Origin of the sequence: Pseudomonas sp. 1912-s (genome assembly GCF_029269205.1) — a bacterium.
Classification (GTDB): Bacteria; Pseudomonadota; Gammaproteobacteria; order Pseudomonadales; family Pseudomonadaceae; genus Aquipseudomonas.
Genome location: NZ_JARIXR010000003.1, coordinates 116,300 through 135,472 on the forward strand (window position 1 = coordinate 116,300; position 19,173 = coordinate 135,472).

Annotated in this window: 17 protein-coding genes; 7 read left to right on the plus strand and 10 right to left on the minus strand. The window is 60.5% G+C overall.

All coding sequences use genetic code 11. The features are described 5' to 3' along the window. Positions 1–11: 11 nt before the first annotated feature. A complete protein-coding gene (locus P3C29_RS05250; RefSeq protein ID WP_275964034.1) occupies positions 12–4,382 on the plus strand; it encodes an RHS repeat-associated core domain-containing protein in 4,371 nt (1,456 codons plus the stop codon). A 10-nt stretch (positions 4,383–4,392) separates the two neighbouring features. After that, positions 4,393–4,767, plus strand: coding sequence for a DUF4259 domain-containing protein (locus tag P3C29_RS05255; protein ID WP_201125715.1), 375 nt, complete (start codon positions 4,393–4,395; stop codon positions 4,765–4,767). A 109-nt stretch (positions 4,768–4,876) separates the two neighbouring features. Here the strand turns inward: P3C29_RS05255 and P3C29_RS05260 are convergent, their stop codons facing one another. From P3C29_RS05260 to P3C29_RS05270, 3 genes are all read right to left on the minus strand, one after another. Beyond that, entirely contained in the window at positions 4,877–5,152 is a 276-nt protein-coding gene (locus P3C29_RS05260; protein WP_003213368.1) for an HU family DNA-binding protein, read from the minus strand. Positions 5,153–5,343: 191 nt separating this feature from the next. Beyond that, positions 5,344–6,492 (minus strand): FAD-dependent oxidoreductase, encoded by a 1,149-nt coding sequence (locus tag P3C29_RS05265; RefSeq protein WP_201125716.1) that lies wholly within the window; start codon positions 6,490–6,492, stop codon positions 5,344–5,346. Positions 6,493–6,521: 29 nt separating this feature from the next. Further along, entirely contained in the window at positions 6,522–6,689 is a 168-nt protein-coding gene (locus tag P3C29_RS05270; protein WP_003213373.1) for a rubredoxin, read from the minus strand. Positions 6,690–6,884: 195 nt separating this feature from the next. Between P3C29_RS05270 and P3C29_RS05275 the strand changes: the two genes are divergently transcribed. Together P3C29_RS05275 and ubiA are read left to right on the plus strand one after the other, a co-directional pair. Continuing rightward, on the plus strand, positions 6,885–7,448 hold the full coding sequence (locus tag P3C29_RS05275) for a chorismate lyase (protein WP_275964035.1): 564 nt from the start codon (positions 6,885–6,887) through the stop codon (positions 7,446–7,448). Then, positions 7,448–8,338, plus strand: a complete 891-nt coding sequence (gene ubiA / locus P3C29_RS05280) for a 4-hydroxybenzoate octaprenyltransferase (protein ID WP_275964036.1) — start codon at positions 7,448–7,450, stop codon at positions 8,336–8,338. The genes P3C29_RS05275 and ubiA overlap by 1 nt, the downstream gene beginning before the upstream one ends. Before the next feature lie 38 nt (positions 8,339–8,376). On the opposite strand, the gene P3C29_RS05285 is transcribed toward ubiA, so the two are convergent. Then, on the minus strand, positions 8,377–8,757 hold the full coding sequence (locus P3C29_RS05285) for a hypothetical protein (protein ID WP_201125719.1): 381 nt from the start codon (positions 8,755–8,757) through the stop codon (positions 8,377–8,379). 152 nt (positions 8,758–8,909) lie between these two features. Here P3C29_RS05285 and phoB point away from each other — a divergent pair, with 152 nt between their 5' ends. From phoB to P3C29_RS05300, 3 genes are all read left to right on the plus strand, one after another. Further along, entirely contained in the window at positions 8,910–9,599 is a 690-nt protein-coding gene (phoB, locus tag P3C29_RS05290) for a phosphate regulon transcriptional regulator PhoB (RefSeq protein ID WP_003195617.1), read from the plus strand. A 79-nt stretch (positions 9,600–9,678) separates the two neighbouring features. Further along, the gene (gene phoR / locus P3C29_RS05295) at positions 9,679–10,965 is read left to right on the plus strand and encodes a phosphate regulon sensor histidine kinase PhoR (RefSeq protein WP_275964112.1); all 1,287 of its coding nucleotides are present in this window, start codon (positions 9,679–9,681) and stop codon (positions 10,963–10,965) included. Between the two features lie 124 nt (positions 10,966–11,089). After that, positions 11,090–12,430 carry a hemolysin family protein gene (locus tag P3C29_RS05300; protein ID WP_003213385.1) on the plus strand — a complete coding sequence of 447 codons (1,341 nt, stop codon included), beginning with the start codon at positions 11,090–11,092 and terminating at the stop codon, positions 12,428–12,430. Between the two features lie 81 nt (positions 12,431–12,511). Here P3C29_RS05300 and P3C29_RS05305 read toward each other — a convergent pair whose 3' ends face one another. The 6 genes from P3C29_RS05305 to pstA all read right to left on the minus strand — a co-directional run bounded on the left by P3C29_RS05305 (position 12,512) and on the right by pstA (position 19,166). Then, on the minus strand, positions 12,512–13,588 hold the full coding sequence (locus P3C29_RS05305; RefSeq protein ID WP_275964037.1) for a hypothetical protein: 1,077 nt from the start codon (positions 13,586–13,588) through the stop codon (positions 12,512–12,514). 207 nt (positions 13,589–13,795) lie between these two features. Then, positions 13,796–14,446 (minus strand): peptidoglycan DD-metalloendopeptidase family protein, encoded by a 651-nt coding sequence (locus P3C29_RS05310; protein ID WP_275964038.1) that lies wholly within the window; start codon positions 14,444–14,446, stop codon positions 13,796–13,798. A 139-nt stretch (positions 14,447–14,585) separates the two neighbouring features. Then, on the minus strand, positions 14,586–15,485 hold the full coding sequence (locus P3C29_RS05315; protein WP_010168318.1) for a response regulator: 900 nt from the start codon (positions 15,483–15,485) through the stop codon (positions 14,586–14,588). Positions 15,486–15,652: 167 nt separating this feature from the next. Continuing rightward, positions 15,653–16,414 carry a phosphate signaling complex protein PhoU gene (gene phoU, locus P3C29_RS05320; protein ID WP_010168319.1) on the minus strand — a complete coding sequence of 254 codons (762 nt, stop codon included), beginning with the start codon at positions 16,412–16,414 and terminating at the stop codon, positions 15,653–15,655. Between the two features lie 72 nt (positions 16,415–16,486). Next, positions 16,487–17,320: a phosphate ABC transporter ATP-binding protein PstB gene (gene pstB / locus P3C29_RS05325; RefSeq protein WP_010168321.1), complete on the minus strand. Its 834-nt coding sequence runs from the start codon at positions 17,318–17,320 to the stop codon at positions 16,487–16,489. Between the two features lie 175 nt (positions 17,321–17,495). Further along, positions 17,496–19,166 (minus strand): phosphate ABC transporter permease PstA, encoded by a 1,671-nt coding sequence (gene pstA / locus P3C29_RS05330; RefSeq protein ID WP_275964039.1) that lies wholly within the window; start codon positions 19,164–19,166, stop codon positions 17,496–17,498. Positions 19,167–19,173: the final 7 nt, after the last annotated feature.

Sequence of the window (19,173 nt, forward strand, 5' to 3'; positions counted from 1 at the left end):
GAGTCTGAGCAATGAGTGAAGACCTGTGGGCTGCCCGCGAAGGCGACGCACTGCTGCACACCTCGGTGATGGCCGATATTCTCGGCGGTGTACTGGAAGTGGCAGCCTATGCCGCACTCACTACCGTGGGCTGCCTGGCCGTTGCAGGGGCGGTTTTCCTCGCGACCGGTGCGACCATCGCCACAGGCGGCGTTGCATTGGTCTTGGTAGTGGGGGCGGTCGTTGGGATCACCGCAGGGCTCACAGGGGCCGACCTGAAAATATCCAGTTGGTGCGAGTCAGCCGCCAACTGGGTGTTCCCGCCGGTGATCGACGCCTTCATCACCAGCGGCTCGGACGACGTCTTCATCAATGGCAAAAAGGCCGCCCGCGCCGCCGGCAAGATGACGGCCGTGCCGGTCGCGCCCAGCGAGCCACCGGCGCCCAGCTTCCTGGACATGGCCGGGGAGTTTTTCTCACAAATGTGGCGCCCGACCGTCGCCTCGCCCGCGCCCGGCACCGAGCCTTGCCCGCTGGATACCGTGGCATGCAACAAGCACCCGCCGATGCCCCTGCAATTCATTGCGGAGGGTTCCAGCTCGGTGTTCATCAACGGCCAGCCTGCGGCGCGCAGTGGCGATCGCAGTACGTGCGACGCCAAGATTGGTACAGCCCCGGGCCTGATCTCGCCGGATGTGCGCATCGGCGGCGGGACCATCGTGGTGCAGGAAATTCGCAGCGGAAAAACGCCGGGCGTAGGCCTGGCAATTGCCGTGGTGATGGCATTGCGGGGCAACCTGAAATGCTTCTGGACCAAGCTGCCGTGCCTGGTCGGTGGTTTGCTGGTGGGTGGCGCCATCTCATACGCAACCAGCAAGGTCACTTCGGCGCTCAAGAGCGCCATGAATGGCTCGCCCAATCCGGTTCACAGTGCCACCGGGGCCAAGATTCTGGGCGGGGATGAAGAGCTGGATTTCGTGCTGCCGGGCTTGCTCCCGATAGATTGGCAGCGCTTCTACAGCAGCCTCGACACACGCCAGGACGGCCTCTTTGGTGCGGGCTGGAGCGTTGCGTATGAAGTGTCGATCGAGGTAGATGCAGACGAAAACCTGGTCTACATCGATGAGCAAGGGCGCCGCCTGGAGATCGGCTACATCCCGTTGTCCGGCGGAGCGTTCGACCCGGGCCAAGGCCTTGCGGTCAGGCGCAGTGCCGACGGCGCGGTATTGATCGAGAGCATCGACGGCCTGTATCGACTGTTCGAGCCCGACCCGCTGAACAGCGCGCGGATGCGTCTGCAGCTGCTGGGTGATCGCAATGAAGGGCGGATCTTTCTCGACTACGACACTCTGGGCCGGCTGCATCGCCTGCGCGACCCCCATGACTTGATGCACGTCGAGCTGAACTACTCGGCCGAACACCCACGGCGCGTGAGCCACATCGAACGGCGTTACCTGCGCCAGGAACATTTCGACGCGCGCAGCGATGTGCTCGTCAGTTACCGCTATGACAGCAACGGCGATCTTGCCGAGGTCTTGGACGCACAATTCACAACCCTTCGACGCTTTGCCTACGACAGCGGCAGGCGCATGGCCGAGCACCAATTGCCGAGCGGTTTGCGCTGCTTCTACCAATGGGCTGAAGTACCTGGGCCAGGCGGCGCGGAATGGCGCGTCAGTCGTCACTGGACAGATGCTGGCGATGAATACATCTTCGACTACGATCTCGACGCCGGCATTACCCGGGTGACCGACGGCCTGATGCGCGTCAGCACCCGGCATTGGAACCCTCAGTACCAGATCACCCGCTACGTCGACAACCTGGGCCATACCTGGCAATTCGAATGGAACGAAGATCGCCTGTTGCTCGGCGCGATTGATCCACAAAACGGCCAGTGGCGCTTCAATTACGATGAGTCCGGCAACCTGAGCGCGGTGATCGATCCACTGTCCAGAACCAGCGGCACACAGTGGTTGGCACATTGGGCATTGCCCCAGGTGGAAACCGACCCGGCAGGCAACAGTTGGCATTATCGCTACGACCAGCGCGGCAACTGTATCGAGGAAATCGACCCACTGGGCAACAGCACACGCTATGTCTATGACGGGTTCGGCCAGCCGGTGCGCATCATCGATGCCACCGAAAAAACCAAAACGCTGCATTGGAACGAATGGAGTCAACTGGTCGAAGCGGTGGATTGCTCGGGTTATCCCACCCGTTATCAATACGACGCTTTCGGCAATCTGGTGGTGCAGACCAATGCGGAAGGTGAGTCGGTTCGCTACCGGTACGGACCCGAGGGGCTATTGCTGGAATGCCAGCTCCCGGACGGTCGCGTGGAGCAGTTCCAACGCAGTGCCAGCGGTTATCTCACGGCCCATGTCGACCCGGCCGGTAGCACCACGCGCTATGCCTATGACCTGCGTGGCCTGGTCAAACAACGCTGGGACGCGCACAACCGCACAGTCATGTTCGATCACGACGCGTATGGGCGACTGCGCAAACTGACCAATGAGAACGGCGAAAGCTATCGCTTTGAGTGGGATGCGTGCGACCGCATGGTTCAGCAGCAAGACCTCGACCAGAGTCGGCGCTGCTACACCTATGACCCGCTGGATGATGTCGTCGCCGTCGACTACCTGCCGGGAACCGAAGGCGAACCGGTAGCGCCGTTGTCGCACCAGTTTCAACGAGATCCGGTTGGACGCCTGGTCAGCAAAGTCACCGCCGACGGCACCACCGTCTACGAACATGATCTGAACGATCAACTGGTCGGCGTCACGTTCACCGCGCTTGACGGTCAGCAGCAGCGACTGGGTTTCAGCTACGACGCGCTGGGGCAACTGCTGCAGGAGCAAAGCACAGCGGGCTCCTTGCAGCATCACTACGACGAATTGGGGAACCTGATTCAGACCCAATTGCCCGACGGTCGATGGCTGAACCGCCTCTACTATGGCAGCGGTCACCTGCATCAGTTGAATCTCGATGGGAAGGTCATCAGCGACTTTGAGCGTGATCGTCTGCATCGCGAAGTGCAGCGCACTCAAGGTCAACTCAGAACGAACACCGCGTATGACCGCAGTGGAAGGGTTCGCTCGCGCCAGCGTCGCAGTATTGACCAACCGTGGCAGTTGCCGCCGTTGGTTGAAACTGACTACAGCTACGATCCCAGCGATAACCTGATCGGGCGTCGGCGTGTTGACCGTCAAGAGCACCTGGGCTACGACAGTACGGGACGTATCCTCGTAAGCCACCACGTAGGACGCAGCGAAACGTACGCCTACGATGCTGCAGCCAATTTGCTCGATGGCCCGGGCCAAGGTGGTCTGGTAAGGCATAACCGGCTGCTCACTTATCAGGACAAACGTTACAAATACGACGCCCTTGGGCGGATGATCGAAAAGCGCAGCGCGGCGCGGGGTTTGCAGCGTTTTGCTTACGATGCCGAGCATCGCCTGATCGAAGTACGTAGCCAGAAAGGCGAGCTGAACACGATTGTGAGGATGGTGTATGACCCCCTGGGACGGCGTGTTGGCAAAATTGAACACGATGATCATGGGTTCTGCTTGGGAGAAACACGCTTCGACTGGGATGGCTTGCGTCTTCTGCAGGAACATCGGCACAGCCAGACCAGCCTCTATCTGTATGACAATCACAGCTATGATCCGCTAGCTCGGGTAGACGGGACGGGGAAACACCAGTGTGTGCGGTATTACCACAATGACCTGAATGGACTGCCCGAGTACCTCACGGAGACTGATGGGCTCACGGTTTGGCAAACGCGTTACAAAGTATGGGGCGCCACCCTTGAAGAGGTGCGCGAGGCGTACTTCATTGAAGAGCAGAACTTGCGATTTCAGGGTCAGTATCTTGATCGAGAAACTGGGCTGCATTTCAACACCTTGCGGTATTACGACCCCGACATCGGCCGCTTTACTACACCTGACCCTATAGGTCTGGCAGGTGGATTGAATCTTTACGCTTATGCCTCGAACCCACTGACTTGGATCGATCCTCTTGGACTGAACCCAGCGCTTCTGGAGGCGCTTGGCGTTGATGCAAAATCAATCGGTGTTTATCGATTTACCGACAAAAATGGCAAGCTCTACGTAGGCTCCACTACCGATCAAACCTTTGGCTCAAGGCTGAGCCAACATGTCGCTTCCGGGAAACTACCGGCTGACAAAATCAGCTCGGTTCAATTACACAGTATGAACGGGGCCACCCCTCAAGAAATCTATAAGGTCGAAGCCAGTGAAATTGTGCGAAATGGTGGCAGGAGCGTAGACGGCGGAAAAACCTCCAACCTTCGAGCGCCTGCCGGTACACGTGAGCTGTTCAAAAACCCCAATTGGGTCGCAACAGAAAAATCCAAACCATCCAGATTCGGAAAATGTGGCTGAGGAGTAAAAAATGGGCGCCTGGAATTACAATCCTTGGGAAAACGATGAAGCCACCGACTGGTTTCAAGAATTTTGGAAACAACAGAATTTCGCAGTCCTGATCAACGAAATTAACCAGTTTGATCCCACTGAAGAACGTTATGACGCCTTTAGGGCTGCCTGTTATCTATTACAAACCCTAGGCAACCCCTATATATGGCCAGCGGAGCATTTGGCAGAACTGAAGCCCCTGATCCAGCACGCGATTTCAATACTGACCCAAATGATTGACCCACCCAATGAAGACTGGGGGTTTCTTGATATGTGGGGAGGCAGTGCTGATGTCATCAAGGCAGTGGAAGAGCAAATCGACGCTCTAAAAACGCGTTTAGGCGAACTGGCTTAATCTGGCATACGTACCAGCCCCCAACAAAAAATGGGCACCCGACCCAGTCGGCGTGCCCATTTTTCATCCCGCGCTCACACTCGCATGTGCGTAGCGCGTTCTACATGACTTACGGATTGACACTGTCTTTAAGCGACTTGCCTGGCTTGAACGCAACGGTGTTGCTCGCCTTGATTTTCACCGGCTCGCCGGTTTGCGGGTTTTTGCCGGTGCGGGCGCCGCGGTGGCGCTGCAGGAAGGTGCCGAAGCCCACCAGGGTGACGCTGTCCTTGCGATGCAGCGCGCCGGTGATTTCTTCAAGTACGGCGTTGAGTACGCGGTTGGCCTGTTCTTTGGTCAGGTCTGCTTTTTCTGCAATAGCGGCTGCGAGTTCTGGTTTACGCATAAGTGAAGCCTCTTTGACGGTTTTTTGTTGTTATGTCCGTGCTGCTCTCTATCGGAGCAGCGCCCAAGGCGCCGCAGGCTCTACTCTGCGGCAGACGGGAGTGAGGATGGCATGCCATCGGGGCCTGCGCCAGTCTCACGGCGACCTTTCTACGGTCAAAATGATGCTTAATCCGACAGAACGACCGCTATTTACGCCAGCAACGGTGGAAGTTCTTTGTTGAGGGCGAGTTTTTCCATCACGGCAGTGCCTGTCAGCGCGTAGCCCAGCAGGCGCCCGCTGGCGTCGCGGCACAGGGCCTTGATGTCGGCGCCCTGCCCTTCGACGCTCCAGACGCCTTCGGTGCCTCGTGGCGGTGGCGAGACGACCAGCGGGCAGATCGGGGTTTTTACCGTGACGGGCATCGGGCCGTAGCTGACGGCGGTCGCGTTGCCCGCGAGGGTCTGGGCCAGGGCGCGGGCGCAGCTCATCAGCGGCATCACGTACAGCAGGTTCAGGCCATCGACCTCGGCACAGTCGCCCAGGGCGTAGATGTTGGCGTGGGAGGTCTTGAGGTGACGGTCGACCATGATCCCGCGGTTGATCTGCAAGCCCGCCGCAGCGGCCAGGTCGACACGCGGGCGCAGGCCGATGGCAGACACCACCAGGTCGCACTGGATCACTTCACCGTCAGACAGATGGGCTTCCAGGCCGTCAGCGTTGCGTTGCAGGCGATTGAGCACCGGGCCCAGGTGGAAACGCGCTCCCAGGCCTTCCAGGCCGGCCTGCACCGCTGCGGCCGCCGCCGGGTGCAGCAGGGTCGGCATGACTTGCTCGCACGGCGCCACCAGGTCGATCTCGTAGCCGCCCAGGATCAGGTCGTTGGCGAACTCGCAGCCGATCAGCCCGGCGCCCAGCAGCAGCACCCGGCGTTTACCGGCCGCCGCCGCACGGAAGCGCGCGTAATCTTCGAGGTCGTTGATCGGGAAAATCAGGTCAGCGGCGTCACCCTGTACCGGCACCCGCACGGTTTCTGCGCCCCAGGCCAGGATCAGGTCGCGGTAGGCTACCGCTTCCTCACCGATCCACAAGCGCTTATGGCCCGGGTCAATGCCGCTGATGCGGGTGTGGGTGCGCACTTCGGCTTTCAACTGCTCGGCCATGGCGCCCGGTTCCGCCATGCTCAGGCCGTCGGCTTCCTTGTTCTTGCCAAAGCCGGTGGAGAGCATGGGTTTGGAGTAGGAGCGCCCGTCATCTGCGGTGATCAGCAACAGCGGGGTTTCGCTATCGAGCTTGCGAAACTCCCGAGCCAGGTTGTAACCGGCCAAGCCCGTGCCGACGATCACGACAGGTGCGTTCATTCCTTTCTCCTTGTAGTTAAATTCTGGTTTCAGCCGATTTCGATCATTTCGAAATCCATTTTGCCCACGCCGCAGTCCGGGCACAGCCAGTCTTCCGGGACGTCCTGCCACAGCGTGCCCGGAGCGATGCCATCATCCGGCCATCCGTCTTTTTCGTCGTAGATCAGGCCACAGACGACACATTGCCACTTCTTCATTGCTTGTTTCCTCAGGTCCAGGCGCGTTGGCCCACGGTCGATAGATGCAACCTTGCCGTGCGGCTCAGGGCGTTTTGTACTGATCAGCAGCCGCAGATGCAAGCATGATCGACGCATGAGCCTGGCGCGCCCCGGCAAAAGTCCAGGGCGCCATGGTAAGCTCGCCGCCTCATTAACTGCCAATAATGACCCTCCGTGCCGCATTCAAACGCCCTTCCCGATGCTTGCCGATGGCTGACCCAGAGCCTTCTGAGCCCACTGCCCGCGCCGCTGACACTCGACTGGCTGTTCGATGAAGGTTCGCTGACCCGGCGCCTCACGCGCCTGTCCAGCGATGGCTTCAGCGTGACGCCGCTGTTCGAAGGCTGGCAGCCACTGCGTGACGACGAATGCGCCACCCTGGACTTGCCCGCCGCCAGCATCGGCTGGGTGCGCGAGGTGTATTTGCGCGGCCACGGCCAGCCCTGGGTGTTTGCCCGCAGCGTGGCGGCCCGCAGCGCGTTGCAGGGTGATGGTTTGCACATGGATGAGTTGGGCAGCCGGTCGCTGGGGGAGTTGTTGTTTAGTGACCACGCCTTCACGCGCCAGGCCATCGAGGTATGCCGCTACCCACGGAAATGGCTGCCCGTGGCGGACCAGGCCGATCACCTGTGGGCACGCCGCTCGCGTTTTGATCGCGGGCCGCTGAGCGTGCTGGTGGCCGAGATCTTCCTGCCGACCTTGTGGCAAGCCGTGCACGACCACCCGGAGAACTGCTGATGTATCAGCGCCTGCTCAAATCCCTGAATCACTTGAACCCAAGGGCCTGGGACTTCATCCAGTTGACCCGCATGGACAAGCCCATCGGCATTTATCTGCTGCTGTGGCCCACGCTGTGGGCGCTGTGGATTGCCGGCAAGGGTTCGCCATCGCTGCTCAATATCCTGATCTTTGTGCTTGGCGTGGTACTCACCCGGGCCGGCGGTTGCGTGATTAATGACTGGGCCGACCGCAAGGTCGACGGCCATGTGAAACGCACCGAACAGCGCCCGCTGGTGAGCGGCAAGATCAGCTCGAAAGAGGCACTGGTGTTCTTCGCGGTGCTGATGTTCATCAGTTTCCTGCTGGTGCTGCTGACCAACTCCATGACGATCTGGCTGTCCCTGGGCGGCCTCGCGCTGGCGGCCAGCTACCCGTTCATGAAGCGCTACACCTATTACCCGCAGGTGGTATTGGGCGCGGCGTTTTCCTGGGGCATGCCGATGGCGTTCACCGCCGAGACGGGCAGCCTGCCCGCCGCTGCCTGGCTGCTGTACATCGCCAACCTGTTGTGGACGGTGGGTTACGACACGTACTACGCCATGACCGACCGCGATGACGACCTGAAAATCGGGGTCAAATCCACCGCCATTCTGTTTGGCGAGGCCGACCGGGTGATCATCCTGACGTTGCAGGGCCTGGCCCTGGCTTGCCTGTGGCTGGCGGGGATGCGCTTTGAGTTGGGTGGCTGGTTCCACCTGGGCTTGCTGGCGGCGGCCGGGTGTTTTGCCTGGGAGTTCTGGTACACACGGGACAAGGACCGGCTCAAATGCTTCAAGGCGTTTTTGCACAACCACTGGGCCGGGTTGGCGATTTTTGTCGGGATTGTGGCGGACTACGCCTTCAAGTGATCAAGGGCGAGGGGCACGTCCCCTCGCCACAGCTGTGATCAGGGTTTGATGACGTGCCAGACGTCGCCTTTACCGTCTCCAGACTTGTCGCCTGCCGCTTTGTCATTCTTAAAGGTATAAACCGGCTTGCCCTCATACGCCCACTGACTGGTCTGATCCTCACGGGTGATGACCGTCCATTTGCCGGCCGGTTTATCCGTGGATTCCGCCTTCAGGGGCGGCCAGTTGGTTTCGCAGGGGTCTCCGTTGCAGTTGGACTTGCCATCCTTGTCTTTGTCGAAGGTGTAAAGGGTCATACCCTTGTGGTCCACCAGCATCCCGCCCTTCGCCATCCCGGGCTCCGCCGCAAACGCCAGTGTCGGCAGCGTCAACGCAGCCGTTACCAGCAGGGCTTTCCAGGAAAAAGTACTGTGAGTCATGGGAACCTTCCTTTTGTGGTTGTCAGGATTCGGACCCAAAGCGTAGTCCAGAGAGGCGCCGATTGCCCGAGCGACTAAATTACTGTCACACGACTGCAATAATTCCGTTATCTAATGCGGCGCAAGACAGTTAAATGACAAGAGGATTTAGCATGGTTGGCAGGAGCATTCTGATCGTTGACGACGAAGCGCCCATTCGCGAGATGATCGCCGTTGCGTTGGAAATGGCCGGCTATGACTGCCTGGAGGCGGAGAACTCCCAGCAGGCCCATGCCATTATCGTCGACCGCAAGCCGGACCTGATCCTGCTGGACTGGATGCTGCCCGGCACCTCCGGCATCGAGTTGGCCCGTCGCCTGAAGCGCGATGAGCTGACCGGGGATATCCCGATCATCATGCTCACCGCCAAGGGTGAAGAGGACAACAAGATCCAGGGCCTGGAAGTCGGTGCCGATGACTACATCACCAAGCCCTTTTCCCCACGGGAACTGGTCGCCCGTCTGAAAGCCGTGCTGCGTCGCGCCGGCCCTACCGATGGTGAAGCGCCGATCGAAGTCGACGGCCTGATTCTGGACCCGATCAGCCACCGCGTGACCATTGACGGCAAGCCGGCCGAGATGGGCCCCACGGAATACCGCCTGCTGCAATTTTTCATGACCCACCAGGAACGCGCCTACACCCGTGGCCAGTTGCTGGACCAGGTCTGGGGCGGCAACGTGTATGTGGAAGAGCGCACCGTCGACGTGCATATCCGCCGCTTGCGCAAAGCCTTGGGCGACGCTTACGAGAATCTGGTACAAACCGTGCGCGGCACCGGCTACCGGTTCTCCACCAAAGGCTGAACCGCACCGAACTGCCCAAACAGCTGAAAGGACGCGTGTTTAAGTGAATCAAAACTGGCATGGCACCCTGATCCGCCACATGCTCCTGCTGATCACCGGCTGCCTGCTGGTGGGCCTGGTCAGCGGCTATTACGGCTGGAGCCTGGCCGTCGGCCTGGGCCTCTACCTGGGCTGGACCCTCAAGCAATTGCTGCGCCTGCACGAGTGGCTGCGCCAGCACAAACCCGACGAAGCGCCACCCGACGGCTACGGCCTGTGGGGCGAGGTGTTCGACAGCATCTACCACCTGCAACGCCGCGACCAACGCGTACGCGGACGCCTGCAAGCGGTAATCGATCGGGTTCAGGAGTCCACTGCCGCCCTGAAAGACGCGGTGATCATGCTCGACAGCGACGGCAACCTGGAATGGTGGAACCGCGCCGCCGAAACCCTGCTGGGCCTCAAGACGCCCCAGGACAGCGGCCAGCCGGTGACCAACCTGGTTCGCCACCCGCGCTTCAAGGAGTACTTCGAGCAAGACAACTACGAAGAAGCTCTGGAGATCCCGTCGCCGACCAACGACCGCGTGCGCATTCAGCTGTACCTGACGCGCTACGGCAATAACGAACATTTGATGCTGGTGCGCGATGTCACGCGTATCCATCAGCTGGAACAGATGCGCAAGGACTTCGTCGCCAACGTCTCCCATGAACTGCGCACCCCGCTGACAGTGATCTGCGGCTACCTGGAGACGCTGCTCGACAACGTCGAAGACGTGAACCCGCGCTGGACCCGCGCCCTGCAGCAGATGCAGCAGCAAGGCGGGCGCATGCAAACCCTGCTCAACGACCTGCTGTTGCTGGCCAAGCTGGAAGCCACTGATTACCCGTCAGACAACCATCCGGTACCGGTGCAAAGCCTGTTGCAGACCATCAAGAGCGACGCCCAGGCCTTGTCCGGGCAGCGGGAACAGCAGATTACCCTCGAAGCCGACCCCTCGATCCTGCTCAAGGGCAGTGAAGGCGAACTACGCAGCGCATTTTCCAACCTGGTGTTCAACGCCGTCAAATACACCCAGGACAAGGGCAATATCCGCATCCGCTGGTGGGCCGACGACCAGGGCGCACACCTGAGCGTGCAGGACTCCGGGATGGGCATCGACGCCAAGCACTTGCCGCGCCTCACCGAACGCTTCTACCGCGTCGACTCCAGCCGCAACTCCAACACCGGCGGCACGGGACTCGGCCTGGCTATCGTCAAACATGTGCTGCTGCGCCATCGCGCACGGTTGGAAATCAGCAGCGTGCTGGGCCATGGCAGTACCTTCACCTGTCATTTCCCGCCGGCCCAGATGACGCGTTCACGGGTTACTCATCAGGACGAGTGACCCTCCACCTGGCAGCCGCCACTAGGCAAGCGCCCCGTCAGCCGCTACATTGGCTGACTTGTGCCTGCCTTTCAGGCCCACCTGCTCACCCTTTTTGATTAGACGGAACCCGCAAAACCCCATCATGGACCCTTCCCCTGGCATCACCCTCGCGACACTCTTCGCCGACTTCGGCATGATTCTTTTTGCACTGATCCTGGTACTGCTCAACGGCTTCTTCGTTGCGGCGGAATTTGCCATGGTCAAACTGCGCTCGACCCGGGTCGAGGCCATCGCCCACAAAAACGGCTGGCGCGGGCAGATCCTGCGCACCGTACACAGCCAGCTCGACGCCTACCTGTCGGCCTGCCAGTTGGGTATCACCCTGGCCTCCCTGGGCCTGGGCTGGGTCGGTGAGCCGGCCTTTGCACACATCCTCGAACCGTTGCTGGGCGCGATCGGCGTGCAGTCGCCGGAAGTGATCAAGGGCGTGTCGTTCTTTGCCGCCTTCTTCGTGATCTCGTACCTGCACATCGTGGTCGGTGAGCTGGCGCCCAAGTCCTGGGCCATCCGCAAGCCCGAGCTGCTGTCGCTGTGGACCGCCGTGCCGCTGTACCTGTTCTACTGGGCCATGTACCCGGCGATCTACCTGCTCAACGCCAGTGCCAACGCGATCCTGCGCATTGCCGGCCAGGGCGAGCCCGGCCCGCACCACGAGCACCATTACAGCCGTGAAGAACTGAAACTGATCCTGCACTCCAGCCGTGGCCAGGACCCGAGCGACCAGGGCATGCGTGTACTGGCCTCCGCCGTGGAAATGGGCGAGCTGGAAGTGGTCGACTGGGCCAACTCCCGGGAAGACCTGGTGACCCTGGACTTCAACGCCCCGCTCAAGGAAATCCTGGCGCTGTTCCGCCGCCACAAGTTCAGCCGCTACCCGGTGTACGACGCGGTGCGCAACGAGTTCGTCGGCCTGCTGCACATCAAGGACCTGCTGCTGGAACTGGCGGCCCTGGACCACATCCCCGAGTCGTTCAACCTGGCCGAGCTGACCCGCCCGCTGGAGCGCGTATCGCGCCACATGCCGCTGTCACAACTGCTGGAGCAGTTCCGCAAGGGCGGCGCGCACTTTGCCCTGGTGGAAGAAGCCGACGGCAAGGTCATCGGCTACCTGACCATGGAAGACGTGCTGGAAGTGCTGGTGGGCGACATCCAGGACGAACACCGCAAGGCCGAGCGCGGCATCCTTGCGTATCAGCCGGGCAAGCTGCTGGTGCGTGGTGACACGCCGCTGTTCAAGGTGGAACGCCTGCTGGGCGTCGACCTGGACCACATCGAAGCCGAGACCCTGGCAGGGCTGATCTACGACACCCTGAAACGGGTGCCGGAAGAGGAAGAAGTGCTGGAAGTCGAAGGCTTGCGGATCATCATCAAGAAGATGAAAGGGCCGAAGATCGTGTTGGCCAAGGTGCTGTTGCTCGACTGACCCGCCAATTTCCAACCGCATCAATCGCTGCGTCAACCCCGCATCCGAATACAGTTCAAATGCGGGGCTGACGGACCTTTTTTAGACGACCGCATCGGCGCGCGTTTTATCCTGGTTGATTCCCAACTGAACGGCAGGCGATCCCACCACTTCCCCTGAACGCCGTTCCAATACACCCAGGAGTACCGCCTGACTACCAATCTGCGGAAATCGGATCGGGACACCGAATGCCATGTATCCATCGGCAATTTCCGACGCCGTCACCTCACGGCGCAAGATACGCTCACTGCCTAGCTCGCTCCCCAGCAACAACAATGTCGCAAGCTCGCCCTCCTGCATTCCCTCGGTAGGGAACTGAAACGGGATCAACCCTTCTTCGTCAAAGGGCAATAGGTGCAGTGGCGTGTAATAACCTCCACCTCCGATATGGACAGGCTGCGGCGCCAGCAAGTCACCCGCCACATAAAGCGCTATCGCAGATGAAGTCCGCGACCCATTCACAGAATGAACGGTGTAGACAATGTGAACGGTGCCGTGTCTGTTCGGCTCAAGGAATCGGGGCTCTACAGGAATGATCCAATCTTCTCGGTCTTGAACGATTAGATAACGTACAAAACATCCACTGCTGTTGGAGCCGACCCAATACACCGATACAACAGCCCCTGGCGTGAACGCCAGCCCTGCACGCAGCCTGAGTGTTGCACCGACCGTGACTACAGGGGACGGGATAACACCGTGAACGGCCTCGTCCACTATCGGCGAGTACATTGAACCCTCGATATTGAGCAAGGTAATGGGTGATATCTGCTCTTCAGCCGGATATTCGTGATACCTGTAGTACAACTGCACCTGCAGCCCCTGGAGCATCAATGCCTTCTCTGGAGCAAGAAATGAAACGATATCGACATCTTCCTGTTCAACTGTCCCGGAAACGCCTGCGCTAACACCATCAGAGTCGTTGAAGGTCACGCTGTAGCGGTCGCCAACATGCATGCCATCCACAAAACTAAAGAGAACAGTAAGCCCCTGCTCCAGCATGGCGTAGCTAATCTCTCCATCCTCGCCACCCTCGACCCAAGGCTGTTTCAAGGGGTCGCGGTTCGGGCGAAAATCATCAATAGCTTTTCTCGCCTCATGCATCGAAATCGACTGATTCATTGGAAGTCCCTCTCTCGTTCAGTGCCCCGGTAACGCACTGTTGAACGACAGTCTGGCGAAACGAGACCACCATGGAACCTGTGAAAAGTAACAGTTACGATGAGTGGTAGGGAGGGGCAATAGGGCTATGGCCAAGGCGCTGCCGGCAACCTGGCGCCCAGCGGCGCCCTCAGGTTTTTCGCGAGCAAGCTCGCTCCTACAAAAGCCTTACCGCGTGCCCAACGCAAAGTTGGGCAACGCCTGCACCGGCTGGTTGAATTCATACGGAATCGACACCAGCCCCAACGCCGTCGTGCGCTGCACCACAAAATGCAGATGCGGCCCGCTGCTGTTGCCGGTATTGCCCGACAGCGCCAACGGGCTGCCCACCGCCACGCGCTGCCCTTCCCTGACGCTGACCGACCCTTGCTTGAGGTGCAGGTACACACCTTGAGTACCGTCATCGTGCTGCACCCGCACGAAATTGCCCGACGGGTCGCCGCTGCGCCCGGCCTGGGCGTTCTCGGTTTTCAGCACCACGCCTGCGTGCGCCGCGATGATCGGCGTGCCTTCAGGCATGGCAATATCCATCGCATAGCGGCTTTTGAGCTCGGAGTGGCTGAAGGTGCCGTTCGGGCCTTGAGTGAGTCGGAACGGCCCGCCGCGCCAGGGCAAGGGATATCGATAGGAAACAGGTTGCGCAGGATGTACAGGCTTGGGCATCACCCGCTCCTGATACACAAACGCCTGCGCCCCGGGCGTGTACCGGTCACTGAAAACCACGGCGCCGTCAGCGTCGATGGATTTGTAGAGGGTCATGGACATCGCCGAAGGGGCGGTGATTAACAATCCACAGAACAGCAGTGAGCGCGCGAACATGGGGTTGCCTGCCAGGGACGACTGAATGGCAGGCTAACAAGGGATCATGACAGTGCTATGTGAACCGTCCACTGGCCCTGTGGCGAGGGAGCAAGCTCCCTCGCCACAGGTAAAGCGTTGGCCTGAATTGACTGCCAGGTCACGCGCCCGGCACAAAATGCTTCTGCGCGGTGCCGCGAGCGATCAGCCGCGAGATGTAATCGAGCTTCTGCGCGTCCTGGTCGATAAACCGGAAGGTCAGTTGCAGCCAATCACTGTCCGGCTTGGGCTCGTAGGCCACGACGGCGTGCAGGTAGCCGTTAAGGCGCGCCACCTCGGCATTTTCACCCTGCTCCAGGTCGAGCACGGCGCTTTCCAGTACCTGAGGCAGGACTTCGCCGCGACGCACCACCAGCAGCGCTTCCTTGATGCTCAAGGCCTTGATCACGCATTGCTGGGTGCCGCTGGACAGGCGCAACTGGCCCTGGCCACGACCGCTGGCGGGCGATGCGGTCGGAGCGGCCTGCACCGGCGGGCTGTTGAGCAAGCCTTTGCTGGGTGCGGCCACCGGAGCCGGCTTTACTGCTTCAGGCTTGCCGCCCGTCAGGGCGCTGAGGGAGTCGTTGCCGAACGCCGAGTTCATCTTGGTCGGCGCGCTGGCGATCAACGCGTCGAGGCGACCAATCTTGTTCAGCGCCTGCTTGACCTTGTTCAGCAGCTGCTCGTTGGTGAAGGGCTTGCTGACGTAGCCGGAAACCCCGGCCTGGATCGCCTGCACCACGTTTTCCTTGTCACCACGGCTGGTCACCATGACGAACGGCATGGCTTTCAGATGAGGCTGCTCGCGGCACCAGGTCAGCAGCTCCAGGCCGGACATTTCCGGCATTTCCCAGTCACACAGCACCATGTCGAAGGTTTCGCGCATCAGGATGGCCTGGGCCTTTTTGCCGTTCACCGCATCTTCGATCTTGATCCCCGGGAAGTAGTTGCGCAGGCACTTCTTCACCAGGTCGCGAATAAACGAGGCGTCATCCACCACCAACACACTGACTTTGCTCATCGACCCTTCATCCTATAAAAACCCCGGCAAGCATAACGCTTCGCTGATGGCATTTCGCCAAAACTCTTCAGTCACGCCAGGACTTTACGTTTCCCCGCCGCGCAAAATTCGTACGCCACAAACGAAAACGCCCGACCAAAGGCCGGGCGTTTATTTCTCGGGCAATCTTACTTATCGTCAGGAACGCCCGGAACATTAGGGATTTGATCGGCAGTGCCTTCAACTTCGGCTTTCATGCGCTTGAGGCCCATGTGCCGCACGTCGGTACCCCGCACCAGGTAGATCACCAGTTCCGAGATATTGCGCGCGTGGTCGCCGATGCGCTCCAGCGAACGCAGGACCCAGATGATGCTCAACACCCGCGAGATAGAGCGCGGGTCTTCCATCATGTAGGTCGCCAGCTCGCGCAGGGCGGTCTTGTATTCGCGGTCGATGATCTTGTCGTACTGCGCCACCGACAACGCCAGTTCGGCGTCAAAGCGGGCAAACGCGTCGAGGGCGTCGCGGACCATGTTGCGCACCTGGTCGCCGATGTGGCGCACTTCGACGTAACCGCGCGGCGCTTCGCCTTCTTCGCACAACTGGATGGCGCGGCGGGCGATCTTGGTGGCTTCGTCGCCGATGCGCTCCAGGTCGATCACGGACTTGGAGATGCTGATGATCAAACGCAGGTCGGACGCCGCCGGCTGACGACGGGCCAGGATGCGCAGGCATTCTTCGTCGATGTTGCGTTCCATCTGGTTGATCTGGTCATCGATCTCGCGCACTTGCTGGGCCAGGCCCGAGTCGGCCTCGATCAGCGCGGTGACCGCATCGTTGACTTGCTTCTCCACCAGCCCGCCCATGGCCAGGAGGTGGCTGCGCACTTCCTCAAGCTCGGCGTTGAACTGCGCGGAGATGTGATGGGTAAGGCCTTCTTTGCTAATCATGTTGGCGTCCTTGGAACGTCCGGTAAGGTGCGGTCGACCGCAGCATCAGTTCAGTGTGCAACCTACCAGCTGCTAGCCGTAGCGACCGGTGATGTAGTCTTCGGTCTGCTTCTTCGCCGGGTTGGTGAACAGGGTATCGGTGTCGCCAAATTCCACCAGCTTGCCCATGTACATGAACGCGGTGTAGTCGGAAACCCGCGCCGCCTGCTGCATGTTGTGGGTCACGATCACGATGGTGAACTTGGATTTCAGTTCGTAGATCAGCTCTTCGACTTTCAACGTGGAGATCGGGTCGAGTGCCGAGCACGGTTCATCGAGCAGCAGTACTTCAGGCTCCACGGCGATAGTGCGGGCGATCACCAGACGTTGCTGCTGGCCGCCGGACAAGCCGAGGGCCGACTCGTGCAGGCGGTCCTTGACCTCGTCCCACAGCGCCGCGCCTTTCAGTGCCCACTCAACGGCTTCGTCGAGGATGCGCTTCTTGTTGATGCCCTGGATGCGCAGGCCGTAGACCACGTTTTCATAGATGGTCTTGGGAAACGGGTTCGGCTTCTGGAACACCATGCCCACCCGGCGACGCAGCTCGGCCACGTCTTCGCCCTTGCGGTAGATGTTGGTGCCGTACAGGTTGATGGCGCCCTCGACGCGGCAGCCGTCCACCAGGTCGTTCATCCGGTTGAAGGTGCGCAGCAAGGTCGACTTGCCGCAGCCGGACGGGCCGATGAAGGCGGTCACGCGTTGCTTGGGGATGTTCATGCTGACGTCGTACAGCGCCTGCTTGTCGCCGTAGTACAGGCTCAGGCCCGGCACTTCGATGGCCACGGTTTCCTGGGCCAGGCTCAGGCTCTGCTTGTCGCGACCCAGGGCTGACATGTTGATGCCGTGGGAATGAGTGTCTTGTTGCATGGGATGCTCCCTGTGCTACCAATTCGTTTCGTTGAACCGCCGGGGCGGCTTACTCAAAATCTGTGTCTAACGCTAACCCTGTGGGAGCTGGCTTGCCTGCGATGGCATCACCGCGGTGTACCTGTTCAACCGAGTCGCCGGCATCGCAGGCAAGCCAGCTCCCACAGGTGCCCGCTTAACTGTCCAACGCTTTGTATTTTTCGCGCAGGTGGTTACGAATCCACACCGCCGACAGGTTGAGCGTGGCGATCACCAGCACCAGCAACAGCGCGGTGGCGTACACCAGCGGCCGCGCGGCCTCGACGTTGGGGCTCTGGAAGCCGACGTCATAAATGTGGAAGCCCAGGTGCATGATCTTCTGGTCCAGGTGCAGGTACGGGTAGTTGCCGTCCACCGGCAGCGACGGCGCCAGTTTCACCACACCCACCAGCATCAGTGGCGCCACTTCACCGGCGGCCCGGGCCACGGCGAGGATCATGCCGGTCATCATCGCCGGGCTGGCCATTGGCAGCACGATCTTCCACAGCGTTTCCGCCTTGGTTGCGCCCAGTGCCAAAGAGCCTTCACGCACGGTGCGGGGAATCCGCGCCAGGCCTTCTTCAGTGGCCACGATCACCACCGGCACCGCCAGCAGCGCCAGGGTCAGGGACGCCCACAGCAGGCCAGGCGTACCGAAGGTCGGTGCCGGCAAGGCTTCGGCAAAGAACAGCCGGTCGAGCGAGCCGCCCAGTACGTAAACGAAGAAGCCGAGGCCGAACACGCCGTAAACAATGGCAGGCACACCGGCCAGGTTGTTCACCGCGATGCGGATGATGCGGGTCAGGGTGTTCTGCTTGGCGTATTCACGCAGGTACACCGCCGCCAGCACGCCGAACGGGGTCACAATCATCGCCATGATCAGGGTCATCATCACGGTGCCGAAGATCGCCGGGAAGATCCCGCCTTCGGTGTTGGCTTCCCGTGGGTCGTCGCTGAGGAATTCCCAGACCTTGCTGAAGTAGAAGCCGACCTTGGTCAGGTAGCCCATGGCGTTCGGCTGGTAAGCGTGCACCACCTTGCCGATGCCGATTTCGATTTCTTTGCCGTTGCCATCGCGGGCGGTGAGGCTGTCGCGGTTGAACTGGGTGTGCAGGTCCGCCAGGCGGGCTTCGATGTCTTTGTAGCGGTTGTTCAGCTCGGCGCGGCCGCTGTCCATGTCGGCTTGGGCGGTAGCGTCCAGCTTGCCTTCCAGCTCCAGCTTGCGACCGTGCAGGCGGATGCGTTCGAGGCCGGCGTTGATCGCGCCGATGTCGGACTTCTCAAGGGTCTTGAGCTGGGCCGCGAGCTTGTTGACGCGGTCGACACGGGCTTGCAGTTCCGGCCAGGCGGCCTCGCCTTCAGCGATGACCTTGCCGTCCTGTTTGACGTTGACCAGGGTGCCGTAGAAGTTGCCCCACTCACGACGCTCGATGGTCATCAGCTCGACAGGCTTGGTCTGGTTGGTCAGCCACTCGCCGACGATCCAGGTGAAGTCGTTGCCGTTCAAGTCACGGTTGCCGACCTTGATCAGCTCGCGGGTCATGAACTCCGGGGCCTGGTCCGGCACCGGCAAGCCGGCGCTTTTCAGGCGCTCGCGGGGCACTTCTTCTTTCTGCACCACTTCGCCGATGACAATGTGGTTTTCCTGGCCCGGCACGTTGTAGTTGGCCTGGATCAGGTCGGCCGGCCAGAAGTGGCCCAGGCCACGCACGGCAATCACGGCCAGCAAACCAATGGTCATGATGACCGCGATGGACACCGCGCCACCGCTGATCCAGACGCCCGGGGCGCCGCTCTTGAACCATCCATTCAGGGAGTTCTGTTTCACAGACTTC